This window comes from Escherichia sp. MAL-1 (assembly GCF_052948035.1).
Genome location: NZ_CM129609.1, coordinates 1662433 through 1683346, shown reverse-complemented (window position 1 = coordinate 1683346; position 20914 = coordinate 1662433). Strand labels below are relative to the sequence as shown.

Sequence of the window (20914 nt, the reverse complement as noted above, 5' to 3'; positions counted from 1 at the left end):
AGATCACTTACCTGTTGCTGGGTCGCCTGTAGCAGGATTAATTTAAGAGAGAAAGAAATGTTTACTATCAACGCAGAAGTACGTAAAGAGCAGGGTAAGGGTGCGAGCCGCCGCCTGCGTGCCGCTAACAAGTTCCCGGCAATCATCTACGGTGGCAAAGAAGCGCCGCTGGCTATCGAGCTGGATCACGACAAAGTCATGAACATGCAAGCTAAAGCTGAATTCTACAGCGAAGTTCTGACCATCGTTGTTGACGGTAAAGAAATCAAAGTTAAAGCTCAGGACGTACAGCGTCACCCGTACAAACCGAAGCTGCAGCACATCGACTTCGTTCGCGCTTAATTGCTGAATAAGTTGTAAAAAACCCCGCTCCGGCGGGGTTTTTTGTATCTGCAGATTATGCCTGATTACGGTATTGCTATTTTTTGCAGGCCAGATAAGGCGTTCACGCCGCATCTGGCATTCAGAACACAAAACCGATTAATTGCCGCCAGACGTCCGGCGCTGCAATTGGTCGCGCAAATTCGGCGGCGTGCCTTTAATGGTCAAGGTATCGGTTGCTGGATCCCAGAAGATGCGTTCACCTAACAGCATCGCATCAAAGTTAATAGTCAAGCCACCGCCGCTACCGGCAAACTTCGTCAACTGACGCAGTGTGCTACGGTCTGCCGGGAAGCTCTCTTCCAGTTCGTAGCCTTTTTCAGCCGCAAACTCCGTGAAGCTCACTTCGCTTACGCCTGCCAGCTCTTTCGACAGCGATTTCAGTTCGATCTCTTCGCCTGCCTGCAGCTGCTCATTACAGTAGCTATAAACCTGCTGGCGCACGTTCTGTCGCTCTGCTTTATCCAGTTGTGCTTCGGCAGTGAAATCATCAACCGCTTGCAACAGCCCACGGTTTTGCGCTTTCGCGTTTAACCCTTCGCTGGCCCCGAGGAAATCCATAAAGAAATCCGCCACTTTGCGCCCTACTCGCCCTTTCAGGAAAGTGAGATAGCGGGTGGACTCTGGATTGGTTTCCCATTCGGTTAAATCGATACGCGCAACAATATCCGCATGATTGATATCAAGATAATGGGTTGGGTTGATGTCGAGATTTTCGTTAACGCGCATACTGCTCAGGTTGCTCAGAACTGCCACCAGCAAATACTCCACCGCCAGATAGCGATAGTGGCAAAACAGCACGAATCCACCGTCAGCAAAAGGATATTTCGCTAATTCGTCACGCAGGCGGCCGGTTGCCGCGCGGCTAAATGCCAGGAAGTCCTCTTCGCCCTGACGCTGTAAGCGCAGCGTCTGCGCCAGTTCACTCTCTTCGCTAAACAAGCCGTAAGCTTTATTTTTGGCGCTATAGACCCGATGCAGTTCTGCCACCATCTCAACGACGGTTTCTGTCGGTTCCAGCAATGAATCGCGCAACACCAGCTCAAGGTTCTGCTCATCACGCTTGATAAGCTGGTGCAGAGCAATCTGGTTGATATCCAGACTCATGATAAACTCTCCTTTAAGACCGGGCGGTATTCAACCACCGCCGGTTAAGCGACGCAATAAAAGATGGCGGTCATTTTACAGAAGGCAGCGTAACGAGAATGATTTAACGCATAAAAAAGCAGAAAAAAAACCGTTGCTACGGTAATATGTTGCCCTTTCATCAACTAACTGATTTCGATTTATGCCACAAATTTCCCGCTACAGTGATGAACAGGTTGAACAATTGCTCGCAGAGCTGCTCAACGTACTGGAAAAACATAAGGCTCCGACCGACCTTTCCCTGATGGTGTTAGGCAACATGGTCACTAACCTTATCAACACCAGCATTGCCCCGGCCCAACGCCAGGCAATTGCCAACTCTTTTGCCCGCGCCTTACAGTCCTCTATCAACGAAGACAAAGCGCACTAAGGGAAACAGATAACAGGTTATGGTAACTCATCGTCAGCGCTACCGTGAAAAAGTCTCCCAGATGGTCAGTTGGGGGCACTGGTTTGCACTGTTCAATATTCTGCTTTCGCTCGTCATTGGCAGCCGTTACCTGTTTATCGCCGACTGGCCGACAACGCTTGCTGGTCGCATTTATTCCTACGTAAGCATTATCGGCCATTTCAGCTTCCTGGTGTTCGCCACCTACTTGCTGATCCTCTTCCCGCTGACCTTTATCGTCGGCTCCCAGAGGCTGATGAGGTTTTTGTCCGTCATTCTGGCAACGGCGGGAATGACGCTATTACTGATCGATAGCGAAGTCTTTACTCGTTTCCATCTCCATCTTAATCCCATCGTCTGGCAACTGGTTATCAACCCAGACGAAAATGAGATGGCGCGCGACTGGCAGCTGATGTTCATCAGCGTGCCGGTTATTTTATTGCTTGAACTGGTGTTTGCGACGTGGAGCTGGCAAAAGCTGCGCAGCCTGACGCGTCGTCGACGCTTCGCGCGCCCGCTGGCCGCATTCTTATTTATCGCCTTTATCGCCTCGCATGTGGTGTATATCTGGGCCGATGCCAACTTCTATCGCCCGATCACCATGCAGCGCGCTAACCTGCCGCTTTCGTACCCGATGACGGCGCGACGTTTTCTTGAGAAGCATGGTCTGCTTGATGCGCAGGAGTATCAACGCCGTCTTATTGAGCAAGGTAATCCAGACGCCGTTTCCGTTCAGTATCCGTTAAGCGAACTGCGCTATCGCGATATGGGCACCGGGCAGAATGTGCTGTTGATTACTGTCGATGGCCTGAACTACTCACGCTTCGAGAAGCAGATGCCTGCGCTGGCAGGTTTTGCTGAGCAAAATATTTCGTTCACGCGCCATATGAGCTCCGGCAACACTACAGACAACGGCATCTTTGGCCTGTTCTATGGCATCTCGCCGAGCTATATGGACGGCATTCTGTCGACCCGTACGCCTGCGGCATTAATTACTGCGCTTAATCAGCAAGGCTATCAGCTGGGGTTATTCTCATCAGATGGCTTTACCAGCCCGCTGTATCGCCAGGCATTGTTGTCAGATTTCTCGATGCCGAGCGTACGCACCCAATCCGACGAGCAGACCGCCACGCAGTGGATCAACTGGCTGGGACGCTACGCACAAGAAGATAACCGCTGGTTCTCGTGGGTTTCTTTCAATGGTACTAACATTGACGACAGCAATCAGCAGGCATTTGCACGGAAATATAGCCGGGCGGCAGGCAATGTCGATGACCAGATCAACCGCGTGCTCAATGCACTGCGTGATTCTGGCAAACTGGACAATACGGTAGTGATTATCACTGCCGGTCGGGGTATTCCACTGAGCGAAGAGGAAGAAACCTTTGACTGGTCCCACGGTCATCTGCAGGTACCATTAGTGATTCACTGGCCAGGCACGCCGGCGCAGCGTATTAATGCTCTGACGGATCATACCGATCTGATGACGACGCTGATGCAACGCCTGCTACATGTCAGCACACCTGCCAGCGAATATTCGCAAGGTCAGGATTTGTTCAACCCTCAACGCCGTCATTACTGGGTTACCGCAGCGGATAACGATACGCTGGCAATTACCACCCCGAAAAAGACGCTGGTGCTGAACAATAACGGTAAATACCGCACTTACAACTTACGTGGTGAAAGAGTGAAAGATGAAAAACCACAGTTAAGTTTGTTATTGCAAGTGCTGACAGACGAGAAGCGTTTTATCGCTAACTGATTAATTATAAATCAGTTAGCGAAATATCTTACTTGCAATCGGTGTGGAAAACGGTAGTATTAGCAGCCACGAGTCGGCACGTAGCGCAGCCTGGTAGCGCACCGTCATGGGGTGTCGGGGGTCGGAGGTTCAAATCCTCTCGTGCCGACCAAAAATCCCAAGAAAAAACCAACCCTTACGGTTGGTTTTTTTATATCTGCAATTAATTCGATAAACAGACCGTGACACATCACAGCCTGTTTATTTTCTGTTATCAGAACGTCCAGACCACACCCGCCTGAGTATTCCACGGCGATTCTACCCCTGCGCCATTGCCATAGCTGACTGACAAATGACCGCTTAACGTCGGGGTAAACGATGACCTTATCCCAGCCTGATAAACGCCACTGGTTCCAGCCACATCATTATTAAATTTGCCATCGTCATTAACTTTCACCTGGTTAGAATCGGCGTATTCCTGACGCACGGCCGCTTTCAGCCAGGGTTCCAGCGTCGTACCGTTTTGCAGGTCCATGTGATAGCTTACCGCCGTTCCCGCTTCAGCGCGTAATATCCGGGTATTTCCCACATCCGCGCGCATGCCGTTTGATAACGTGTAGTCCTGACCATCTGTGGTAAAGCCGGTAAAGGCCAGATAGGGTCTAACACTCCACAATCCGTCAACCCAACGGAACCCGCTCTCAACATGAGCACCCGCGCCGTTACTATTGTAATCGCCAAACGCTGTTGCCCCATTACTCATCTTGCCATGGATGGTGTTGGCAAAACGGTCAACTTTCACCACCCCATCAACATAGGCACCGTTCTGATGCTCCCAACCGGCATAAGCCCCCAGGGTATAGCTATCGATATTACCTTTGCCGCCGCGATCAAAACCAATATCAGAATGAGAGTAACCAAAGATCAAGCCGCGAATTGTACTGCTTTCTTCACGGGAGAAACGGCTATCGATACCGAGCGTCAGGCCCGTCAATGTTTGCTCAAAACCAGCTCCCGCATCAGTGGTCACGTTGTTGCGGGTGTTAATTGCCGAACTCCACATCGCCGTATCGTAACTAACGCCTTTTACGCTACCAAGACGCTCACGCACGGTGTCCAGTTCTGCATCAAATACCAGCGGTTGTGCGGCCGCCATATTCAGCACATCAGTGGTTGAAGGGGTAATTTGCGCGCGATTCTCTGCCAGACTCCAGCTATGGTTGCCATTATCCAGCAAGGTATATTCATACGTACCGATATCAACAACGCCTCCGGCATTGCCCAACGTAAATGCAGCATCACCGCCGCCCGTTGTTACCAGTGTAAGGCTATCTCCTGCTGCCGGGCTGGCACCGGTGTCCGTCACGAATATTTTGAAATCACCTGTTGCCTGACCGGTGACGTTGAGCTGATCGCTCTGATGATTAGCCATATCGGTACGCATATAAAAATTGCCGTTTCCCGACAGGGTATTGGTGGTCAACGTAATGAAATTTTCCGCACTTGCCGTCACTGATGAACGAGTCACTGGCTCATCCATCATAATCACATTTGCGTCAGACATCGCAAGGTTGGCTAAGTTGAGGAGGGTGTTTTGGTTCGTCGTAGTGATATCGGCAATGATGGTCCATACGCTATTTTCGAGCGAAACGTCCGCTTTGCTGGTATCCACGGCACCATGCGTTCTAAAAGAAGCGCCCTCAGAAACCACTACCTTACCCACCAACATTGCGGGTGCATAATTTATTTGCGGCTTCATGACCTCAAGAATGCCATCATTCCCTCTGACTGAAACGTTAACCATTGTGCCAGCCCAGACGTTAGCGCGGCCATTGTTGATAACCATATTTTCAGAGATGGCTTTTGAGGAATACGTGATACTTCCATTCTGATATGATCGACCGAGATCATATACCGCATTTGCCTGCACTTTCGTACCAGTATCCTTTCCCAGCGATTGCATAGTGGCATGCTTATCAAGGATAGTATCAATGGCCTGCGTGTCCTCCATAACAATGAGCCCGGAACCATCATCCAGTTCATAATTTTTTGACACACCATCTTTTATACTAAATTGGCCTTTACTGTTTGGACCACTCACTTCCAGCGCATTCGTTGAGACAATTAATTTTCCGCCTGCTTTTTTATCAACGCCAGTTACAGTCCCGCCATCCATAACCTCCAGTAAGCCGCCACTATCTACAGTGGTATTATAAGCGAAGTCATTTTCTTCAACTCGCAAACTTCCGCCGTTTTCCAACAACATATTATTAGCAATACCATTCTTGATATCGAACTGACCGAGACGGTTTGTTCCGAATACCTCCATGGCCCGCGTGGTTGTTTTAATAGCACCGCCTGCTTTCTGATCTACCGCAAATGCAAATCCCCCCTCTTTAACCTCCAGTAGTCCTCCCTTTTCGATAGCGACAAAGACGGCCCCCCCATCTTTTTCAACGATTAAGCGCCCGCCTTTAATCGTGGTATCATTCGCTGCGCCATAAACCTGTAGCACACCATTATTGAGCGTAGTCTGGTTTGCCGCGCCACCCATTTGAACAATTTGATAACCGTCATTTAATACTGAGTATTCTGCGGCGCCATTCATTTCAATGTACTGATACCCTCCGTTAATTTCAGTATTATTACTTACACCAAATTCTTTTATATGCTGTTCTCCGCCAGGATTGATTTTCGTATTATTGGCGGTCCCATAAACCAGCTGGATATCTTTTTCCAGGACAACACCATCAACTGTCTCACCATACTCAACTGTTGATGCCAATGCTATGGGTGAATATAACGCTGTAGCCACCAGAACAGATATTGCGGAACGACAAAGAGAAACAGAACCAGATTGATGCATTGAGCTTTCATCCTATGAAATTAATTGCAGTTAAAAGCATTGGGTACAGAAAATACCCATAGCTCCATACCCGGAGTCAGTTTTTAAAAACTGTTTAAAGAAATGCACAAGTATTGTGATTGATTTTTTAGTTGTTTTTCTTGATGAGAAGCTGATGCAAAATTCCGTCTTTATAATGAAAATGATGCCAAAGCGAACGACAAGGTTGTAGTTTTCACTACATGTCCATACATAAAATGGGGTAACATTCACGCGCCTGGTAGCGTTACCAACGCTACGCTCAAACATAATGATTCTAATAAAACCTCAGGAGACTACTATGCCTGAAGCAACGCCTTTTCAGGTGATGATTGTGGATGATCATCCACTTATGCGACGCGGTGTTCGTCAGTTACTGGAGCTTGATCCTGGCTTTGAAGTGGTCGCCGAAGCGGGCGACGGCGCGAGCGCGATCGATCTGGCGAATAGACTGGATATCGACGTGATCTTGCTGGATCTCAATATGAAAGGTATGAGTGGCCTGGATACCCTCAATGCCTTGCGCAGGGATGGCGTTACCGCGCAAATTATTATCCTGACCGTATCAGATGCCTCCAGCGATGTCTTTGCGCTGATAGACGCAGGCGCAGACGGTTATCTGTTGAAAGACAGCGACCCGGAAGTATTGCTGGAAGCAATTCGTGCTGGAGCGAAAGGCAGCAAAGTCTTTAGCGAACGCGTCAATCAGTACTTACGTGAACGTGAAATGTTTGGCGCGGAAGAAGATCCCTTCAGCGTGCTGACGGAGCGCGAGCTGGATGTTCTGCACGAGCTGGCACAGGGGCTGTCAAATAAACAGATTGCCTCGGTGTTGAATATTTCAGAGCAGACAGTAAAAGTACATATTCGCAATCTGCTGCGCAAACTCAATGTCCGCTCACGCGTGGCGGCCACCATTCTGTTCCTGCAACAACGCGGGGCACAATAAAAATAGCCCGATGGATTTATCATCGGGCTGAGATTTATGACAAACGCAAAACTGCCTGATGCGCTACGCTTATCAGGCCTACGTGGATCGATCAATTTATTGAATTTACACAATTTTGTAGGCCGGATAAGGCGTTCACGCCGCATCCGGCATAAACTAAGCGCACTTTGTCAACAGTCTAGCCCGATGGCATCACCATCGGGCCTCTTTTTATTTACTCTCCTGCGGCGACAAATGTTGCATCGCCTGCGCGATACTACGTTCAATCACCGCACGGCGAGTATCGTTGGCAGGTAAGAGTTTCAACATCATCTCCCACGCGGCAACGGCTTCGCCAAATCGCTGCTGCTCAAAGGCATTAAACGCATACATGCTTAACACACGGATATTGCTGGGGTCGCTTCTCACCAACTGGCGCAGCAGTTCACCACCGAGGCGGTTGTCGTTGGGATCAGATGAACGTGTCAACGCTTCAGCATAACCCAGTGCGGCATCGCTGTTTTTCGGATCGAGGCGATACGCAGTAGCGTATGCATCGGTGGCGATACTAGCGTTACCCAGCGCCATGCCAACGCGGCCCAACATAATCCAGCCTTCTATATCTCCCGGATTTTTTTGCAGTTGAGTACGCATCCCCAGCGCAAGACGCGACATCTCTTCTTCGTTGAGCGGATCGGTTTTCGGATCCAGCGCCCTGTCCAGCAACGCCGGAGCCTGTGCCGTGGCCTGCTGCCAGATTTTCACCTGCTGATAATTGCCAGTCTGGTAGTAGCTGACGCCAGCCACAATTAACGCCACCACAATACCCGGCAGATAAACAATATATCCGGCACGCTTACCTTCCTGCACGCTTTGTTCAGGAAACGCTTCCGGCACTACGCGTACCCGACGCCGCGAGCGGGCGTATATGACCCAACCGCCAATGCCAATAGCCACTACCGGAAGCACCCACAGCAGCACGGTCAGCGGCGTTAACGGCGGATCGTAAGTGACGAAGTTGCCGTAACGCGCCACCATATAATCGACAATCTCTTTTTTACTTTTACCTTCCTGCATCAGTTCATACACTTTCTGACGCAGGTCGGTGGCAATCATCGAGTTGGAATCGGCAATGCTGTTGTTCTGGCATTTCGGGCAGCGCAGTTCTTCAGTGAGCTGACGGAACTGTTGTTCCTGTGCTTCATCTTTAAACTGCAACACGTCGATGGTCGCCAGTGCTGAGCCGGAGATCATCAGCATCAGCACGCCCAATAAAAACCTCATTGTGCGGCCTCCATACTGTATTTCTCCCACAGCGGCTTGATCTCTTCTTCCCAGACGCGAGGATTGAGATCGCCCGCATGGCGATAGCGAATGATACCGTTGCCGTCAATAAGGAAGGTTTCTGGCGCGCCATAGACACCGAGATCCAGCCCTAACATGCCGTCGCCATCAAACAGGCTTAGCGCGTAAGGATTGCCCAGCTCTTTCAGCCAGCTGATTGCCTTCTGGCGATCGTCTTTATAGTTCATGCCGACCACGCGAATGCCCTGCGCTGAAAGCTGATTCAGATATTGATGTTCCGCACGGCAGGTCGGACACCAGGTCGCCCAGACGTTAAGCAGTACTGGTTTGCCCTGAGTCAGCACATCCGCCTGATAAAACTGCCCCGGATTGTCCAGTGATTCGAGACGAAACTTCGGCACAGGCTTGCCAATGAGCGCCGATTCCAGATTGGTCGGATCATCCCCTTCGGCATTACGCGCCAGCTGCCACAGCAGCGCCGCGGCAATCGCCAGGAAGATAATCAACGGAATTAACAATACTTTGCGCTTCATACGGCCTCCGGCGCAGTTTTTTGCGGACTCACGCGCTTACGATAGCGAGGATCAAACAGACACAGCAGTCCGCCCAACGCCATCATCAGCCCGCCCGCCCAAATCCAGCGAACAAATGGTTTGTAGTAAAGACGCACGGCCCACGCGCCGTTTTCCAGCTCTTCACCGAGGGCCGCGTACAGGTCACGCGTGATGCCGCCGTCAATTGCCGCTTCGGTCATCATCGACCCGGCAGTGTTGTAATAACGTTTTTCCGCATACAGCACCGTTTCCGGCTTGCCATCGCGCGTTACGCCGATAGTCGCCACACCGCCACGCCAGTTCGGGCCAGTCACCTCTTTGACATCACGGAAGGTGAAGCGATATTCATGAATATCGACGCTATCGCCGGACTTCATGCGCACATCACGCTCAACGCTGTAGTTCTGACTAAAGGCAATGCCAACAATTGTCACTGCCAGCCCCAGGTGAGCAGCCACCATCCCCCAATAACTGAAGGTGGTTTTCGTGCCGCGTGAAATACGCAGCACAGCTTCCGCAATTGCCAGCACCGCAATCCAGCAGGCCATTGCCAGGCCGAGCACCGTCATTGCCACAACTTTGCTTTCGAACAGCCACGGCAACAGCAGAGACAGCACCAGCGTAGAGATGAAGGCGATAATCAATAAATTGCGGATTTTACGTGGGCGATCGCGCCCCCAGCGCACCAGAGGACCGACACCCAGCAGTAGCGCAAACGGCACCATCAGCCAGGTAAACATGGTGTTGAAGAACGGTTCGCCAATCGAAATACTGCCCAGTCCCAGTTGCTTGTGCACCAGCGGCAGCAGCGTCCCCAGTAATACCACCAGCATCGCGGCGACCAGCAAAACGTTGTTCGCTAACAGCAAAGATTCCCGCGACCACAGCGCATTGTTTACGCGTGAGCGAACTTTGTGTCCACGCGCGGCAAACAGCAGCAGCGAACCGCCAATCACCAGCACCATAAAGGCGAGGATAAACATACCGCGCGCCGGATCAGACGCAAACGCGTGTACCGATACCAGCACGCCGGAACGCACGAGGAAAGTCCCCAACAGACACAACGAGAAGGCACTGATTGCCAGCAGTAATGTCCACGCTTTGAAGCTGGCGCGTTGTTCAGTGACCGCCAGTGAGTGCATCAGCGCAGTCCCCACCAGCCACGGCATAAACGAGGCGTTTTCTACCGGATCCCAGAACCACCAGCCACCCCAGCCGAGTTCGTAATAGGCCCATGCGGAACCGAGCACGATGCCGAGCGTCAGGAAGATCCACGCTGCCAGCGTCCACGGACGAGTAAAACGCGCATAAGTGCTGTCCAGACGCCCGCTCAGCAAAGAAGCAATGGCAAAAGCAAACGCCACCGAGAAACCCACGTACCCCATATAAAGCAGAGGCGGATGGAAGATCAGCCCCGGATCCTGCAATAGCGGGTTAAGATCGCGACCTTCAATCGGGAAGTTCGGCAACGTGCGAGAGAACGGGTTAGAGGTAAAGAGAATGAACAGCAAAAAGCCGACACTGACCATCCCCATTATCGCCAGTACACGGGCCACAATATCCAGCGGAATACGCTGACTAAAAATCGCCACCGCAAAGGTCCAGCCGCTCATCAGCAGCACCCACAGCAGTAGCGAGCCTTCATGCGCGCCCCAGGTAGCCGCCACGCGATACCACACCGGAAGCTGGGTATTGGAGTTGCTGGCAACATAGGTGACGGTGAAGTCGTTGACCACGAAAGCATTGACCAGCACCAGAAATGCGCCAGCCACAGACATAAACAGCAGCCAGGCAAACAAGCGGGAAGACGCCATCATGCGCGCATCTCCGCGCGCCACGCCCCATAGCGGATACACGGACAGCAGCAGCGCAATTCCCAGCGCCAGGCACAGCAGTCCGTTACCAATTTCTGGCATCATGATGCTGGGTCCTTATAAACACTCGCCGGGCGACGGTGGTTAGCTTCCATCGCTTTCTCAACTTCTGGCGGCGTATAGTTTTCATCGTGTTTCGCCAGCACTTCTTTCGCGAGGATATGATTGCCTTTTTCTAGTTCGCCCTGCACCACAACGCCCTGCCCTTCACGGAACAGATCCGGCAAAATGCCTTCGTAAGAGACATCCACTGAGCCTTCAGCATCGTAAATGGTGAAGGTCACTTTCAGCGAATTGGGATCGCGCTGCACACTACCCGGCATCACCATCCCGCCAACGCGCAGACGCTGACCGACTTCCGGCATTTGCTGAGTTTCACGCTTGCCGTAGAGAATTTCCCCCGGCGTATAAAAGAGATCGATATTCGAGCGCAGCGCATATAGCACCAGACCGATAGTCAGCGCCAGCCCTGCCAACACGGCACAGGCAATCCACAAGCGGTTTTTACGGCGAATATTCATGCAGCCTCCTGCTGTTGCGCAGCACGTAAACGCGCCTCACGCGCCCGCTGTTGCGCCACGCCACGCAGAATTGCGCGATGTTGCATCACCGAGTGCACGACCAAAACCACCAGCGGAATAACGGTCATCACCACCGCCAGCCAGACAAAAAAGGCGTAACCGCCCATTGCGAAAAATTCATTCCAGGAAGCAAATGCAGGGGTCATTTACGGCCTCTTTTCAGTATCAGTTCACTCACCCACGGACGGCGTTTTTCCATCAGCAAAATCAAATTACGCATCCGCATCAGCGTCAGCGTGGCAGACAGCAGCAGGAAGCCAAAAATCGACCAGCGCAGCGGCGAACGCATCGCCGGATCGATACTTTGCTGCATCCGCGTTGATCCCTGATGCAGGGTGTTCCACCACTCCACGGAGTAATGAATAATCGGCAGATTCACCACGCCAATCAGCACCAGGATACCTGCCGCACGGCCCGCCAGACGGCGGTCGTCGAAGGCGTGCCACAGGGCGATCACACCCACATACAAAAACAGCAGCACCAGTTCAGAAGTCAGGCGTGCGTCCCATACCCACCAGGTGCCCCACATCGGTTTTCCCCATGCAGAGCCGGTAACCAGGGCAATAAAGGTAAACACGGCACCAATGGGGGCCATCGCCGCCACCGCCAGGTTGGCCATTTTCATCTGCCAGACAAGGCCAATAAACGCCGCCACCGCCATTGATGCATAAATGCCCATCGACCAGATCGCCGCAGGCACATGCAGGTAGATAATGCGGTAGCTATTTCCCTGCTGATAATCAGCCGGAGCAAAGCCGAATCCCCAGATCCAGCCGACGGTAAGCACGACCACACTGGCAATTGCCAGCCACGGTATAAACCAGCCACAGATTTGATACAGCCGTGGTGGGATCGCCAGTTGATGCAGTGTTTTCCACATAGTTTCGATACCAGACTCGAACAAAAATCAGTAATCCAGCGTTATTGAATGCTGATTCGTAACGCTGCCGCCGTCGCAAAAGGACTTAAAGTCGCGGTGCCTGCCAGCAACGCGCCTAAAATTGCCAGATACCCGTCAACGGGCAAATGCATAGAAGCCGCGTCCATCGCGGCGGTGGCAAAGATGAGTAATGGGATAGTCAGCGGTAACACCAGTATGCTGAGCAGCACACCACCGCGCTTAAGTCCCACTGTCAGCGCCACGCCCGGTGCACCGAGAAAGCCAAGCGTAGGCGTTCCCAGCAGCAGCGTCAGCGCCATCACTTGCCAGCCATAAACATCCATTCCCAGTAGCATTGCTACCAGGGGCGAAAGGATGAGTAACGGCAGACCGGTTACCATCCAGTGCGCCATCACCTTCGCCAGCACAACGGCGGGCAAGGGTAACGGCAACAACATCAATTGTTCAAGACTGCCGTCCTGCAAATCGTCACGGAACAATCGTTCCAGCGCCAGCAAGGATGAAAGCAGCGCAGCAACCCAGATAATGCCCGGTGCAATACGCGCCAGCAGTTGCGGATCCGGACCGATACTGAGCGGAAAAAGGGTAATTACAATCAGGAAGAACCACAGCGGGTTGGCGATTTCGGCGCTATGGCGAAACGCTACGCGCAGCTCAAGACGGAAAATGCGCCAGAACATCATACGGCCCTCGTTTGCGTCAGTGAAATGCGGCGAATTTTACTTTCAGCAACGTTGAGCGGCTGGTGGGTAGTCAGAATCACAATCCCCCCCTGCTCCGTATGCTGCGCCATACGCTGGGTCAGACGATCGACGCCGTTAACGTCAATCGCGGTAAAAGGCTCGTCGAGGATCCATAACGTGGCACGGGTCAGCCACAGACGCGCTAAAGCGACGCGGCGTTGTTGCCCGGCCGAGAGCTGATTTACAGGAATATCTTCGAATCCGGCAAGCCCGGCCTGCGCCAGGGCTTCCAGACATTGTGCGGTATCGCCATCGCGATGATAAAAGTGCAGATTTTCTAACGCCGTCAGCCGGGTTTTGATCCCCGGCTGATGGCCTATCCATAACAGGTTTTGATGGTAGCTGTCGCGTACCTGATGCAAGGGCTGCCCTTGCCAGAGAACCTCGCCTGCGTCAGGGCGAGACAACCCCGTCAGCAAACGGAGAAGCGTTGTCTTCCCCGCGCCGTTGCTACCGGTGATTTGTACCCACTCTCCTGCGTTCAGCGTAAATGACAAGCCACTAAATAAGGTTCGTTCATCCCGCTCACAAAGTAACTCTCTGGCTTCAAGCATACCCACGCAATAACCCTGTTAAAAACCTGGCTCGACTTCACGCATATCGGGCAGCTTGTGCGCTATCCCTTTATGGCAATCAATACAGGTTTGCCCATCTTTCACCGCCTGGTCATGCATCTTCGCGGCAACCGATTTCTGGGCGGTTGTATCCATATACTCGAAGTTGTGACAGTTACGGCACTCCTGCGAGTTATTGTCCTTCATGCGCCGCCACTCATTCTGTGCCATCGTCAGACGATGAGCTTCAAATTTCTGCGGCGTGTCAATAACGCCAAAAATTTTACCATACAGCTCTTTACTTGCTTTGAGCTTGCGTATCATCTTCGGCACAAACTCGTGCGGAACGTGACAATCCGGACAGGTCGCACGGACGCCGCTACGGTTGTTGTAGTGCACGGAATCCATGTATTCCTGATACACCGTGTTGCGCATTTCGTGGCAGCTAATGCAGAACTCTTCGGTATTGGCTTTTTCCATCCCGGTGTTAAAGCCACCCCAGAAGACGATGCCGCCAACAAAACCGATCAACAGCAGCGTCCCCAGCGCCAGACGGCTGGGGGTACGCCACCATTTCCACAGGCGCTTAATCAGACCAGGCTTACGGTCAGAATTTCCCATAATAACCTCTTATTTCCCGTAACCTTTTGATGGGGTAAAGGTATTCCCCACGATTGGCGCGGTATCGGCCTGCGGTACGTGACATTGCAGACAGAAATAACGACGCGGAGCCACTTCCGCGCCCACTTTGCCGTCGCTGTCCATAAAGTGAGTAGGACTGATACGCGGCGCGCCAGTGGTGCGATAGCTTTCGACACCGTGGCACTGCAAGCAGCGGTTGGTATTGGTCGTTACCTGATAACCTTCAACGCTATGCGGGATCATTGGCGGCTGATTCACATAGTTCAGCGGCATCCGATCCTGCTCTTTTGGCATCCGAATGGCCCCTTCCTGCGTCCCGGATACTTCCGGCGACTGGCTAAAATCGACGCCATTAGCCGCCCAAACCGCGCCGCTTACCACCAGGGCCAGCATCGCCGTCCATTGACACAGCGCTTTCTTCAGGTCATGGCTTTTCATGATTTCGCTCCCGAACTCCATCGTGTAGTTATTGTAAATACATCCTCAGAACAGACATCCACGCAGCGACCGCACGTCATGCAATCGCGGCTGGTGACCTGCACCGGGCTTTGTTCATCCAGCACCGGGGCACGTAGTACATGCGGTTCCGGGCAAACATGAAAACAATCCATACAGCGGTTACATTTCTGCCGATCGGTGGTCGCAACGGTAATCACACCTTTGCTACCCAGCACGCCATACAGCGCGCCAACCGGACAAATGTGCCCGCACCAGCCGTGTTCAACGACCAGTAGATCAAATAAAAACAGCGCGAGAATAAGCAGCGCGCCGCTGCCGAAGCCCATTACCAGGCTACGCCCCATCAGGGAAACGGGGTTGATCCATTCCCAGATGAGCGTGCCGGTTAAGGCCGATCCCAGCAGAATGACCACCAACAGCACGTAGCGAATGTGGCGAGGGATCGTCGCAGACTGATTGAGGTCAAAGCGCCTGCGTAACCAATTTGCTAAGTCGGTAATCGGGTTCAGCGGGCAGACCCAGCTGCAAAATAATCGCTTTCCTGCCAGGGCGTAGAGCACGGTGATAATCACCGCACCGGTCAACGCCACCGTGGCAGGCAGATGACCACTGGCAAGACTTTGCAGCGTCATCAGCGGATCGGTCAGCGGAACGGTGTCGAATAACAGGCTACTGCTGTAGTTGCCGTGCAAGATCCACACACCAAACCACGGACCGCTCAAAAACATCCCCAGCACGAAGAACTGACAAAGGCGACGTAACACCAGCCAACGGTGACTGCGCCACCAGCCTTTTTTCTCCAGCGCCTCGCGCCCGGCGTCACGTTTACGATTTGCCATTGTTCCCCTCCAGCCAGCCGAAGCGGTAATGGTGACCTAACTCCCCTTTCGCCAGTGACAGCGGTAACACCTTGATTGCCGGTTGTTCCAGCACGCATACTTTTTCGCACTTACCGCAACCGGTACAGGCGTCGCTGTGAACCGTCGGCAGAAAGCGGGCGTGCTTACCGGTACGCGTGTTGCGCTCCAGCTCCAGGGTGATGGCCTCATCAATTTTCGGGCATTCGCGATAACAAACATCGCAGCGCAGCCCCTGAAAGTTGAGACAGTTTTCCTGGTCCACCAGTACCGCCAGCCCCATCCGCGCGTCGTCGATCGATTCAATCTCACGATCCAGCGCACCGCTTGGGCACACTTTGGCGCACGGAATGTCCTCACACATTTCGCAAGGAATATCCCGTGCGACAAAATATGGCGTGCCCGCCGACAGGCCAGAAGCCAGCGTCGCCAGTTTTAAGGTGTCGTAAGGGCAAGCCTGAACACACTGACCGCAACGCACACAGGCACTGGCAAAGGCGTTCTCGTTTATGGCTCCGGGCGGGCGCAACCGCACGCCAGATGCGCGTGCGGTTTGCTGTTGTAACCCCAGCGCCACACCCACGGCAGCCAGCCCGCCTGCTGTGCGAACGACATCGCGCAGAAAGCGGCGGCGACCATTTTGAGGTTTCGCTGACCGGGACATAATGGCTTACACCTTCTCCAGTTTGACCGCGCACTTCTTGAAGTCCGTCTCTTTCGAGAGCGGATCGGTCGCATCCAGCGTCAGTTTGTTAACCAGCTGTGCGGCGTCGAAGAACGGCATGTACACCAGGCCCTGTGGCGGACGGTTACGACCGCGCGTTTCAACAATCGAGATCACTTCGCCACGGCGAGAAACCACTTTCACTTTGTCGCCACGGCGCAGATCGCGCGCTTTCGCATCCAGCGGGTGAATAAACAGGACCGCTTCCGGGAAGGCGCGGTGCAGTTCCGGCACACGGCGAGTCATACTGCCGGTGTGCCAGTGCTCCAGGACGCGTCCGGTAGAGAGCCACAGGTCGTACTCTTCATCCGGTGCTTCCGCCGCCGGTTCGAACGGCAGCGCGAAGATCACCGCTTTGCCATCCGGTTTACCGTAGAACTTGTAGCCTTCGCCCGCTTTCACGTACGGGTCGTTACCTTCGCTGTAACGCCACTGCGTTTCTTTACCGTTCACCACCGGCCAGCGCAGACCGCGCGCTTTGTGGTAGTCATCGAACGGTGCCAGATCGTGACCGTGACCGCGACCAAACCATGCGTACTCTTCGAACAGCCCTTTTTGCAGATAGAAGCCCAGCTCGCGGGATTCATCGTTCAGCTGATCTTCCGCCAGTTCGGATACCGGGAATTTGCTCACTTCGGGGGTGGCATACAGAACTTCGTACAGCGTTTTGCCACGCAGTTCCGGTTTCTTCGCCAGCAGCTCTTCCGGCCATACTTCTTCAGTTTTGAAGCGGCGGGAGAACTGAACTAACTGCCAGAGATCCGATTTCGCTTCGCCCGGTGCCTGTACCTGCTGACGCCAGAACTGAGTACGGCGTTCGGCGTTACCGTAAGCGCCCTCTTTCTCTACCCACATTGCGGTCGGCAGGATCAAGTCGGCGGCCAGCGCACTGACTGTCGGATACGGATCGGAGACGATGATGAAGTTGCGCGGATCGCGCCAGCCCGGCATACGCTCTTCATTGATGTTCGGCCCGGCCTGCATGTTGTTGGTACACATGGTCCAGTAAACATTCAGCTTGCCGTCTTTCAGCGCACGGTCTTGTGCTACCGCATGCAGACCGATTTTCGCCGGAATGGTGCCGCTCGGGATATTCCACTTCTTCTCGCAGATATCACGATGTTTCTCGTTAGTCACCACCATGTCCGCAGGCAGACGGTGAGCAAAGGTGCCCACTTCACGCGCAGTACCACACGCGGAAGGCTGCCCGGTCAGGGAGAACGGACCGCAACCCGGCTGGGAAATTTTGCCGGTCAGCAGGTGCAGGTTGTAGACCAGGTTGTTGGCCCACACGCCACGAGTATGCTGGTTGAAGCCCATCGTCCAGTAGGAGATGACTTTCTTGTTCGGATCGGCATACAGCTGCGCCAGTTGTTCTAACTGGTCTTTCGGCACGCCGGTCATTTCGGCAGTTTTTTCCAGCGTATACTCGGCAACGAAGGCTTTGTAATCTTCAAAGCTCATCGGTTCGGAGGCGTCAGAACCCGGATTCTTCGCTGCTTTTTCCAGCGGATGGGTCGGACGTAAACCGTAGCCGATGTCCGTCGCCCCTTTGCGCAGGTTAACGTGCTTGCTGAAGAAGTCCTGATTTATCGCATTGTTTTGAATGATATAGTTGGCGATGTAGTTCAGGATCACCAGGTCAGATTGCGGCGTAAAGATGATGCCGTTATCCGCCAGCTCGAAGCTACGATGCTGGTAGGTAGAAAGCACCGCCACGGTGACGTTCTGGTTAGAGAGACGACGGTTAGTGATGCGTGACCAGAGGATCGGGTGCATCTCCGCCATGTTAGCGCCCCACAGCACAAACGCGTCAGCCTGCTCGATGTCGTCATAGCAGCCCATCGGCTCATCCATACCAAAGGTACGCATAAAGCCAACTACTGCCGACGCCATACAGTGACGTGCGTTCGGGTCGATGTTGTTCGAACGGAAGCCCGCTTTGAACAGCTTGGACGCGGCATAACCTTCCCAGATAGTCCACTGACCAGAACCGAACATACCGATCGATTCCGGTCCTTTTTCTTTCAGGGCGGTTTTGAATTTCTCTTCCATCACATCGAAGGCCTGATCCCAGGTGATTGGGGTAAATTCGCCTTCTTTGTCATATTTACCGTTTTTCATACGCAGCAGCGGCTGCGTCAAACGGTCTTTACCGTACATGATCTTGGGCAGGAAATAGCCCTTAATGCAGTTCAGGCCACGGTTAACCGGTGCGTCCGGGTCGCCCTGACAGGCCACCACACGCCCCTGCTGCGTTCCGACCAGAACGCCGCAACCAGTACCGCAGAAACGGCACGGCGCTTTATCCCATTTAATGGCTTCCTGCTGACCAACAACGGCGCGGGCAACGCCCGGCACGCTGAGACCGGCAGCCGCCGCAGCGGCCGCAACGGCGTTAGCTTTCATAAAGCTACGACGACTGAGTTTCATGGTGTTTCCTCACCTTGCTCTTCCTGCTGGTGATAAACCAGCGACACCGCCAGCACGCCCTCTACGTTGCGTACTGACTCAATGGTTTGGATCAGCGTTTCGCTGTCTTCTGCTTCCACCACCACAATCAACTGACCGCTCGGCGCGTCGCTGACAGCAACTTCACAGCCGGGAAAGGCGTTCAGTTGGGTGCTGATGTCTGAAATTCGTTCGCTTTTGGCCTGCACGACCAGGCTGCAAACTTGCCAGTTAGTGTGCATGGAGATACTCCGCAGTTATGGCTGATACCGGACAGCTGGCTGCACATGCTCCACATCCGTTGCAAAGTTGGCTATTAAGTTGCGGCTGGTAGATCCCGGAGAGCGTCGGGCGAAAGATAATTGCCATTGGCTCACAGCTATCCTGACAGCGGCGGCATTCAACTGACTGATACGCCAGGCACGCGTCCCCAATGGTGAACTGCAAATCCCAGGCTCTGGTGTGGCGCGGAGAAAATAGCGATTCGGGGCAAGCCTGCGCGCAGGCGTAACAGAAGCTGCACTCGTTATTTTTGAAATTAACGCTCGGATAGCCGCCCGCGCCGCGTTGCAGAATGTTGTTTTCACAAGCATTAATACAGGCGTCGCAACGGGTGCAATGGGTCAGAAAATGAGATTCATCACCGGACCAGGGCGGACGGATACCGTTACTGGCTTTGCGCCAGCGACCAGTGAGTATGCCCCGACGGGATGCATCAATCTTCACATTGACCTTCCATCATTAACGCGCTCTGAAAATTGAGAGCGACCAAATAAACCGCATAATTAATAAGCCATTTTTATAGCCGCTAAGATATTAAAGGATGTGTCAAAGATGCATACCCCGATCGGGGTAAAACCTGTAGCAGGATCAAAAGAGTGGCGGGAAGCGTGGCAAAAACGGGCTTTTGCTCACATTTCAAATGGTTATAAACATATTTATATAGCGATTAATTCACCAGAGATATTTCTGCTGGTTTGCTCCCTCATCAGAATTTAACACTAAAAGAGCAGGTAAAATTGTCTGAATGTTCTTTAAGTTATTCATAAAGCAAATTAATAAATCTGATGAATATGTTAACCTTCAGCGACATCATCGGTGAAAACCTATAAATGAAGAAGGAAAGCAAAAAAATGAAGACCATTCTACCTGCAGTATTGTTTGCCGCTTTCGCTACCACTTCCGCCTGGGCGGCAGAAAGCGTCCAGCCACTGGAAAAAATCGCGCCTTATCCACAAGCTGAAAAAGGGATGAAGCGTCAGGTGATTCAGTTAACCCCGCAAGAAGATGAATCTACCCTGAAAGTAGAACTGTTAATCGGTCAGACGCTGGAAGTCGATTGCAATTTGCATCGTCTCGGCGGAAAGCTGGAAAGCAAAACGCTGGAAGGCTGGGGCTATGATTATTATGTCTTTAATAAAGTTAGCTCGCCGGTTTCCACGATGATGGCCTGCCCGGATGGCAAGAAAGAGAAGAAATTTGTCACCGCGTATCTGGGCGATGCTGGAATGCTGCGTTACAACAGCAAGCTGCCGATCGTGGTGTATACGCCAGACAATGTAGATGTGAAGTACCGCGTCTGGAAGGCGGAAGAGAAAATTGACAACGCGGTAGTTCGCTAAACTGCCGTGAAGTGCGGCACCCCGTAGGTCAGACAAGGCGGTCACGCCGCATCCGACATCCAACGCCCGAGCCGGTTGCCTGATGCGACGCTGACGCGTCTTATCAGGCCTACACCGCTGTGAAGTGCTCCACCCCGTAGGTCGGATAAGGCGGTTACGCCGCATCCGACATCTAACGC

General features: G+C 52.9%; 23 protein-coding genes and 1 tRNA gene. 7 read left to right on the top strand and 17 right to left on the bottom strand.

The window, feature by feature from the left end:
- Positions 1-57: 57 nt before the first annotated feature.
- Positions 58-342: a 50S ribosomal protein L25 gene (rplY, locus tag ACU8XX_RS08140; RefSeq protein WP_000494183.1), complete on the top strand. Its 285-nt coding sequence runs from the start codon at positions 58-60 to the stop codon at positions 340-342.
- A 138-nt stretch (positions 343-480) separates the two neighbouring features.
- On the opposite strand, the gene yejK is transcribed toward rplY, so the two are convergent.
- Positions 481-1488: a nucleoid-associated protein YejK gene (gene yejK / locus ACU8XX_RS08135; protein ID WP_000050793.1), complete on the bottom strand. Its 1008-nt coding sequence runs from the start codon at positions 1486-1488 to the stop codon at positions 481-483.
- Between the two features lie 181 nt (positions 1489-1669).
- Here yejK and ACU8XX_RS08130 point away from each other — a divergent pair, with 181 nt between their 5' ends.
- From ACU8XX_RS08130 to ACU8XX_RS08120, 3 genes are all read left to right on the top strand, one after another.
- The gene (locus ACU8XX_RS08130) at positions 1670-1897 is read left to right on the top strand and encodes a YejL family protein (protein WP_001135667.1); all 228 of its coding nucleotides are present in this window, start codon (positions 1670-1672) and stop codon (positions 1895-1897) included.
- A gap of 19 nt (positions 1898-1916) precedes the next feature.
- Entirely contained in the window at positions 1917-3677 is a 1761-nt protein-coding gene (gene yejM / locus ACU8XX_RS08125; protein WP_000256203.1) for an LPS biosynthesis-modulating metalloenzyme YejM, read from the top strand.
- Positions 3678-3751: 74 nt separating this feature from the next.
- Positions 3752-3828 (top strand) — tRNA-Pro (locus ACU8XX_RS08120).
- Between the two features lie 102 nt (positions 3829-3930).
- Here ACU8XX_RS08120 and yejO read toward each other — a convergent pair.
- Positions 3931-6522 carry an autotransporter YejO gene (yejO, locus tag ACU8XX_RS08115; RefSeq protein ID WP_000554226.1) on the bottom strand — a complete coding sequence of 864 codons (2592 nt, stop codon included), beginning with the start codon at positions 6520-6522 and terminating at the stop codon, positions 3931-3933.
- 319 nt (positions 6523-6841) lie between these two features.
- Here yejO and narP point away from each other — a divergent pair, with 319 nt between their 5' ends.
- A complete protein-coding gene (gene narP, locus ACU8XX_RS08110; RefSeq protein WP_001113637.1) occupies positions 6842-7489 on the top strand; it encodes a nitrate/nitrite response regulator protein NarP in 648 nt (215 codons plus the stop codon).
- 210 nt (positions 7490-7699) lie between these two features.
- Here narP and ccmH read toward each other — a convergent pair whose 3' ends face one another.
- The 15 genes from ccmH to napF are packed head-to-tail and all read right to left on the bottom strand — an operon-like array spanning position 7700 to position 19839.
- Positions 7700-8752 carry a cytochrome c-type biogenesis thiol:disulfide oxidoreductase CcmH gene (gene ccmH / locus ACU8XX_RS08105; protein WP_240765445.1) on the bottom strand — a complete coding sequence of 351 codons (1053 nt, stop codon included), beginning with the start codon at positions 8750-8752 and terminating at the stop codon, positions 7700-7702.
- Positions 8749-9306 carry a thiol:disulfide interchange protein DsbE gene (gene dsbE, locus ACU8XX_RS08100; RefSeq protein ID WP_000824441.1) on the bottom strand — a complete coding sequence of 186 codons (558 nt, stop codon included), beginning with the start codon at positions 9304-9306 and terminating at the stop codon, positions 8749-8751. The genes ccmH and dsbE overlap by 4 nt, the downstream gene beginning before the upstream one ends.
- Positions 9303-11246, bottom strand: a complete 1944-nt coding sequence (gene ccmF / locus ACU8XX_RS08095; protein ID WP_000982457.1) for a cytochrome c-type biogenesis heme lyase CcmF — start codon at positions 11244-11246, stop codon at positions 9303-9305. The genes dsbE and ccmF overlap by 4 nt, the downstream gene beginning before the upstream one ends.
- Entirely contained in the window at positions 11243-11722 is a 480-nt protein-coding gene (ccmE, locus tag ACU8XX_RS08090; RefSeq protein WP_001026418.1) for a cytochrome c maturation protein CcmE, read from the bottom strand. Before ccmE ends, ccmF begins: the two co-directional genes overlap by 4 nt.
- Complete coding sequence (gene ccmD, locus ACU8XX_RS08085) at positions 11719-11928, bottom strand: heme exporter protein CcmD (protein ID WP_000186540.1); 210 nt, start codon at positions 11926-11928, stop codon at positions 11719-11721. The genes ccmE and ccmD overlap by 4 nt, the downstream gene beginning before the upstream one ends.
- Positions 11925-12662 (bottom strand): heme exporter protein CcmC, encoded by a 738-nt coding sequence (gene ccmC / locus ACU8XX_RS08080; protein WP_001295447.1) that lies wholly within the window; start codon positions 12660-12662, stop codon positions 11925-11927. Before ccmC ends, ccmD begins: the two co-directional genes overlap by 4 nt.
- Positions 12663-12703: 41 nt before the next feature.
- The gene (ccmB, locus tag ACU8XX_RS08075; protein ID WP_077759925.1) at positions 12704-13366 is read right to left on the bottom strand and encodes a heme exporter protein CcmB; all 663 of its coding nucleotides are present in this window, start codon (positions 13364-13366) and stop codon (positions 12704-12706) included.
- Positions 13363-13986 (bottom strand): cytochrome c biogenesis heme-transporting ATPase CcmA, encoded by a 624-nt coding sequence (gene ccmA, locus ACU8XX_RS08070; RefSeq protein ID WP_000525588.1) that lies wholly within the window; start codon positions 13984-13986, stop codon positions 13363-13365. The genes ccmB and ccmA overlap by 4 nt, the downstream gene beginning before the upstream one ends.
- A gap of 12 nt (positions 13987-13998) precedes the next feature.
- Positions 13999-14601: a cytochrome c-type protein NapC gene (napC, locus tag ACU8XX_RS08065; protein ID WP_000528376.1), complete on the bottom strand. Its 603-nt coding sequence runs from the start codon at positions 14599-14601 to the stop codon at positions 13999-14001.
- Between the two features lie 9 nt (positions 14602-14610).
- Entirely contained in the window at positions 14611-15060 is a 450-nt protein-coding gene (napB, locus tag ACU8XX_RS08060; RefSeq protein WP_000835174.1) for a nitrate reductase cytochrome c-type subunit, read from the bottom strand.
- Positions 15057-15920 (bottom strand): quinol dehydrogenase ferredoxin subunit NapH, encoded by an 864-nt coding sequence (gene napH / locus ACU8XX_RS08055; RefSeq protein WP_000013508.1) that lies wholly within the window; start codon positions 15918-15920, stop codon positions 15057-15059. The genes napB and napH overlap by 4 nt, the downstream gene beginning before the upstream one ends.
- Complete coding sequence (gene napG, locus ACU8XX_RS08050; protein WP_000091291.1) at positions 15907-16602, bottom strand: ferredoxin-type protein NapG; 696 nt, start codon at positions 16600-16602, stop codon at positions 15907-15909. Before napG ends, napH begins: the two co-directional genes overlap by 14 nt.
- A 6-nt stretch (positions 16603-16608) precedes the next feature.
- Positions 16609-19095, bottom strand: a complete 2487-nt coding sequence (napA, locus tag ACU8XX_RS08045) for a periplasmic nitrate reductase subunit alpha (protein ID WP_000778067.1) — start codon at positions 19093-19095, stop codon at positions 16609-16611.
- Complete coding sequence (gene napD / locus ACU8XX_RS08040) at positions 19092-19355, bottom strand: chaperone NapD (protein ID WP_000557378.1); 264 nt, start codon at positions 19353-19355, stop codon at positions 19092-19094. Before napD ends, napA begins: the two co-directional genes overlap by 4 nt.
- Positions 19345-19839 (bottom strand): ferredoxin-type protein NapF, encoded by a 495-nt coding sequence (napF, locus tag ACU8XX_RS08035; protein ID WP_000686723.1) that lies wholly within the window; start codon positions 19837-19839, stop codon positions 19345-19347. The genes napD and napF overlap by 11 nt, the downstream gene beginning before the upstream one ends.
- 108 nt (positions 19840-19947) lie before the next feature.
- Between napF and yojO the strand changes: the two genes are divergently transcribed.
- Entirely contained in the window at positions 19948-20112 is a 165-nt protein-coding gene (gene yojO / locus ACU8XX_RS08030; protein WP_001296837.1) for a protein YojO, read from the top strand.
- A 113-nt stretch (positions 20113-20225) separates the two neighbouring features.
- Positions 20226-20735 (top strand): serine protease inhibitor ecotin, encoded by a 510-nt coding sequence (eco, locus tag ACU8XX_RS08025; protein WP_023157469.1) that lies wholly within the window; start codon positions 20226-20228, stop codon positions 20733-20735.
- The last annotated feature ends 179 nt before the right edge of the window (positions 20736-20914 follow it).

Bases quoted from the DNA above. Each gene is read 5' to 3' on its own strand.
- ccmD (WP_000186540.1), bottom strand. From the start codon at position 11,928: ATGACCCCTGCATTTGCTTCCTGGAATGAATTTTTCGCAATGGGCGGT.
- napC (WP_000528376.1), bottom strand. From the start codon at position 14,601: ATGGGAAATTCTGACCGTAAGCCTGGTCTGATTAAGCGCCTGTGGAAA.
- ccmF (WP_000982457.1), bottom strand. From the start codon at position 11,246: ATGATGCCAGAAATTGGTAACGGACTGCTGTGCCTGGCGCTGGGAATT.
- ACU8XX_RS08130 (WP_001135667.1), top strand. From the start codon at position 1,670: ATGCCACAAATTTCCCGCTACAGTGATGAACAGGTTGAACAATTGCTC.
- ccmC (WP_001295447.1), bottom strand. From the start codon at position 12,662: ATGTGGAAAACACTGCATCAACTGGCGATCCCACCACGGCTGTATCAA.
- napA (WP_000778067.1), bottom strand. From the start codon at position 19,095: ATGAAACTCAGTCGTCGTAGCTTTATGAAAGCTAACGCCGTTGCGGCC.
- napD (WP_000557378.1), bottom strand. From the start codon at position 19,355: ATGCACACTAACTGGCAAGTTTGCAGCCTGGTCGTGCAGGCCAAAAGC.
- ccmB (WP_077759925.1), bottom strand. From the start codon at position 13,366: ATGATGTTCTGGCGCATTTTCCGTCTTGAGCTGCGCGTAGCGTTTCGC.
- narP (WP_001113637.1), top strand. From the start codon at position 6,842: ATGCCTGAAGCAACGCCTTTTCAGGTGATGATTGTGGATGATCATCCA.
- napG (WP_000091291.1), bottom strand. From the start codon at position 16,602: ATGTCCCGGTCAGCGAAACCTCAAAATGGTCGCCGCCGCTTTCTGCGC.
- rplY (WP_000494183.1), top strand. From the start codon at position 58: ATGTTTACTATCAACGCAGAAGTACGTAAAGAGCAGGGTAAGGGTGCG.
- yejM (WP_000256203.1), top strand. From the start codon at position 1,917: ATGGTAACTCATCGTCAGCGCTACCGTGAAAAAGTCTCCCAGATGGTC.
- yejK (WP_000050793.1), bottom strand. From the start codon at position 1,488: ATGAGTCTGGATATCAACCAGATTGCTCTGCACCAGCTTATCAAGCGT.
- ccmE (WP_001026418.1), bottom strand. From the start codon at position 11,722: ATGAATATTCGCCGTAAAAACCGCTTGTGGATTGCCTGTGCCGTGTTG.
- napB (WP_000835174.1), bottom strand. From the start codon at position 15,060: ATGAAAAGCCATGACCTGAAGAAAGCGCTGTGTCAATGGACGGCGATG.
- napH (WP_000013508.1), bottom strand. From the start codon at position 15,920: ATGGCAAATCGTAAACGTGACGCCGGGCGCGAGGCGCTGGAGAAAAAA.
- yejO (WP_000554226.1), bottom strand. From the start codon at position 6,522: ATGCATCAATCTGGTTCTGTTTCTCTTTGTCGTTCCGCAATATCTGTT.
- ccmH (WP_240765445.1), bottom strand. From the start codon at position 8,752: ATGAGGTTTTTATTGGGCGTGCTGATGCTGATGATCTCCGGCTCAGCA.
- eco (WP_023157469.1), top strand. From the start codon at position 20,226: ATGAAGAAGGAAAGCAAAAAAATGAAGACCATTCTACCTGCAGTATTG.
- yojO (WP_001296837.1), top strand. From the start codon at position 19,948: ATGCATACCCCGATCGGGGTAAAACCTGTAGCAGGATCAAAAGAGTGG.
- dsbE (WP_000824441.1), bottom strand. From the start codon at position 9,306: ATGAAGCGCAAAGTATTGTTAATTCCGTTGATTATCTTCCTGGCGATT.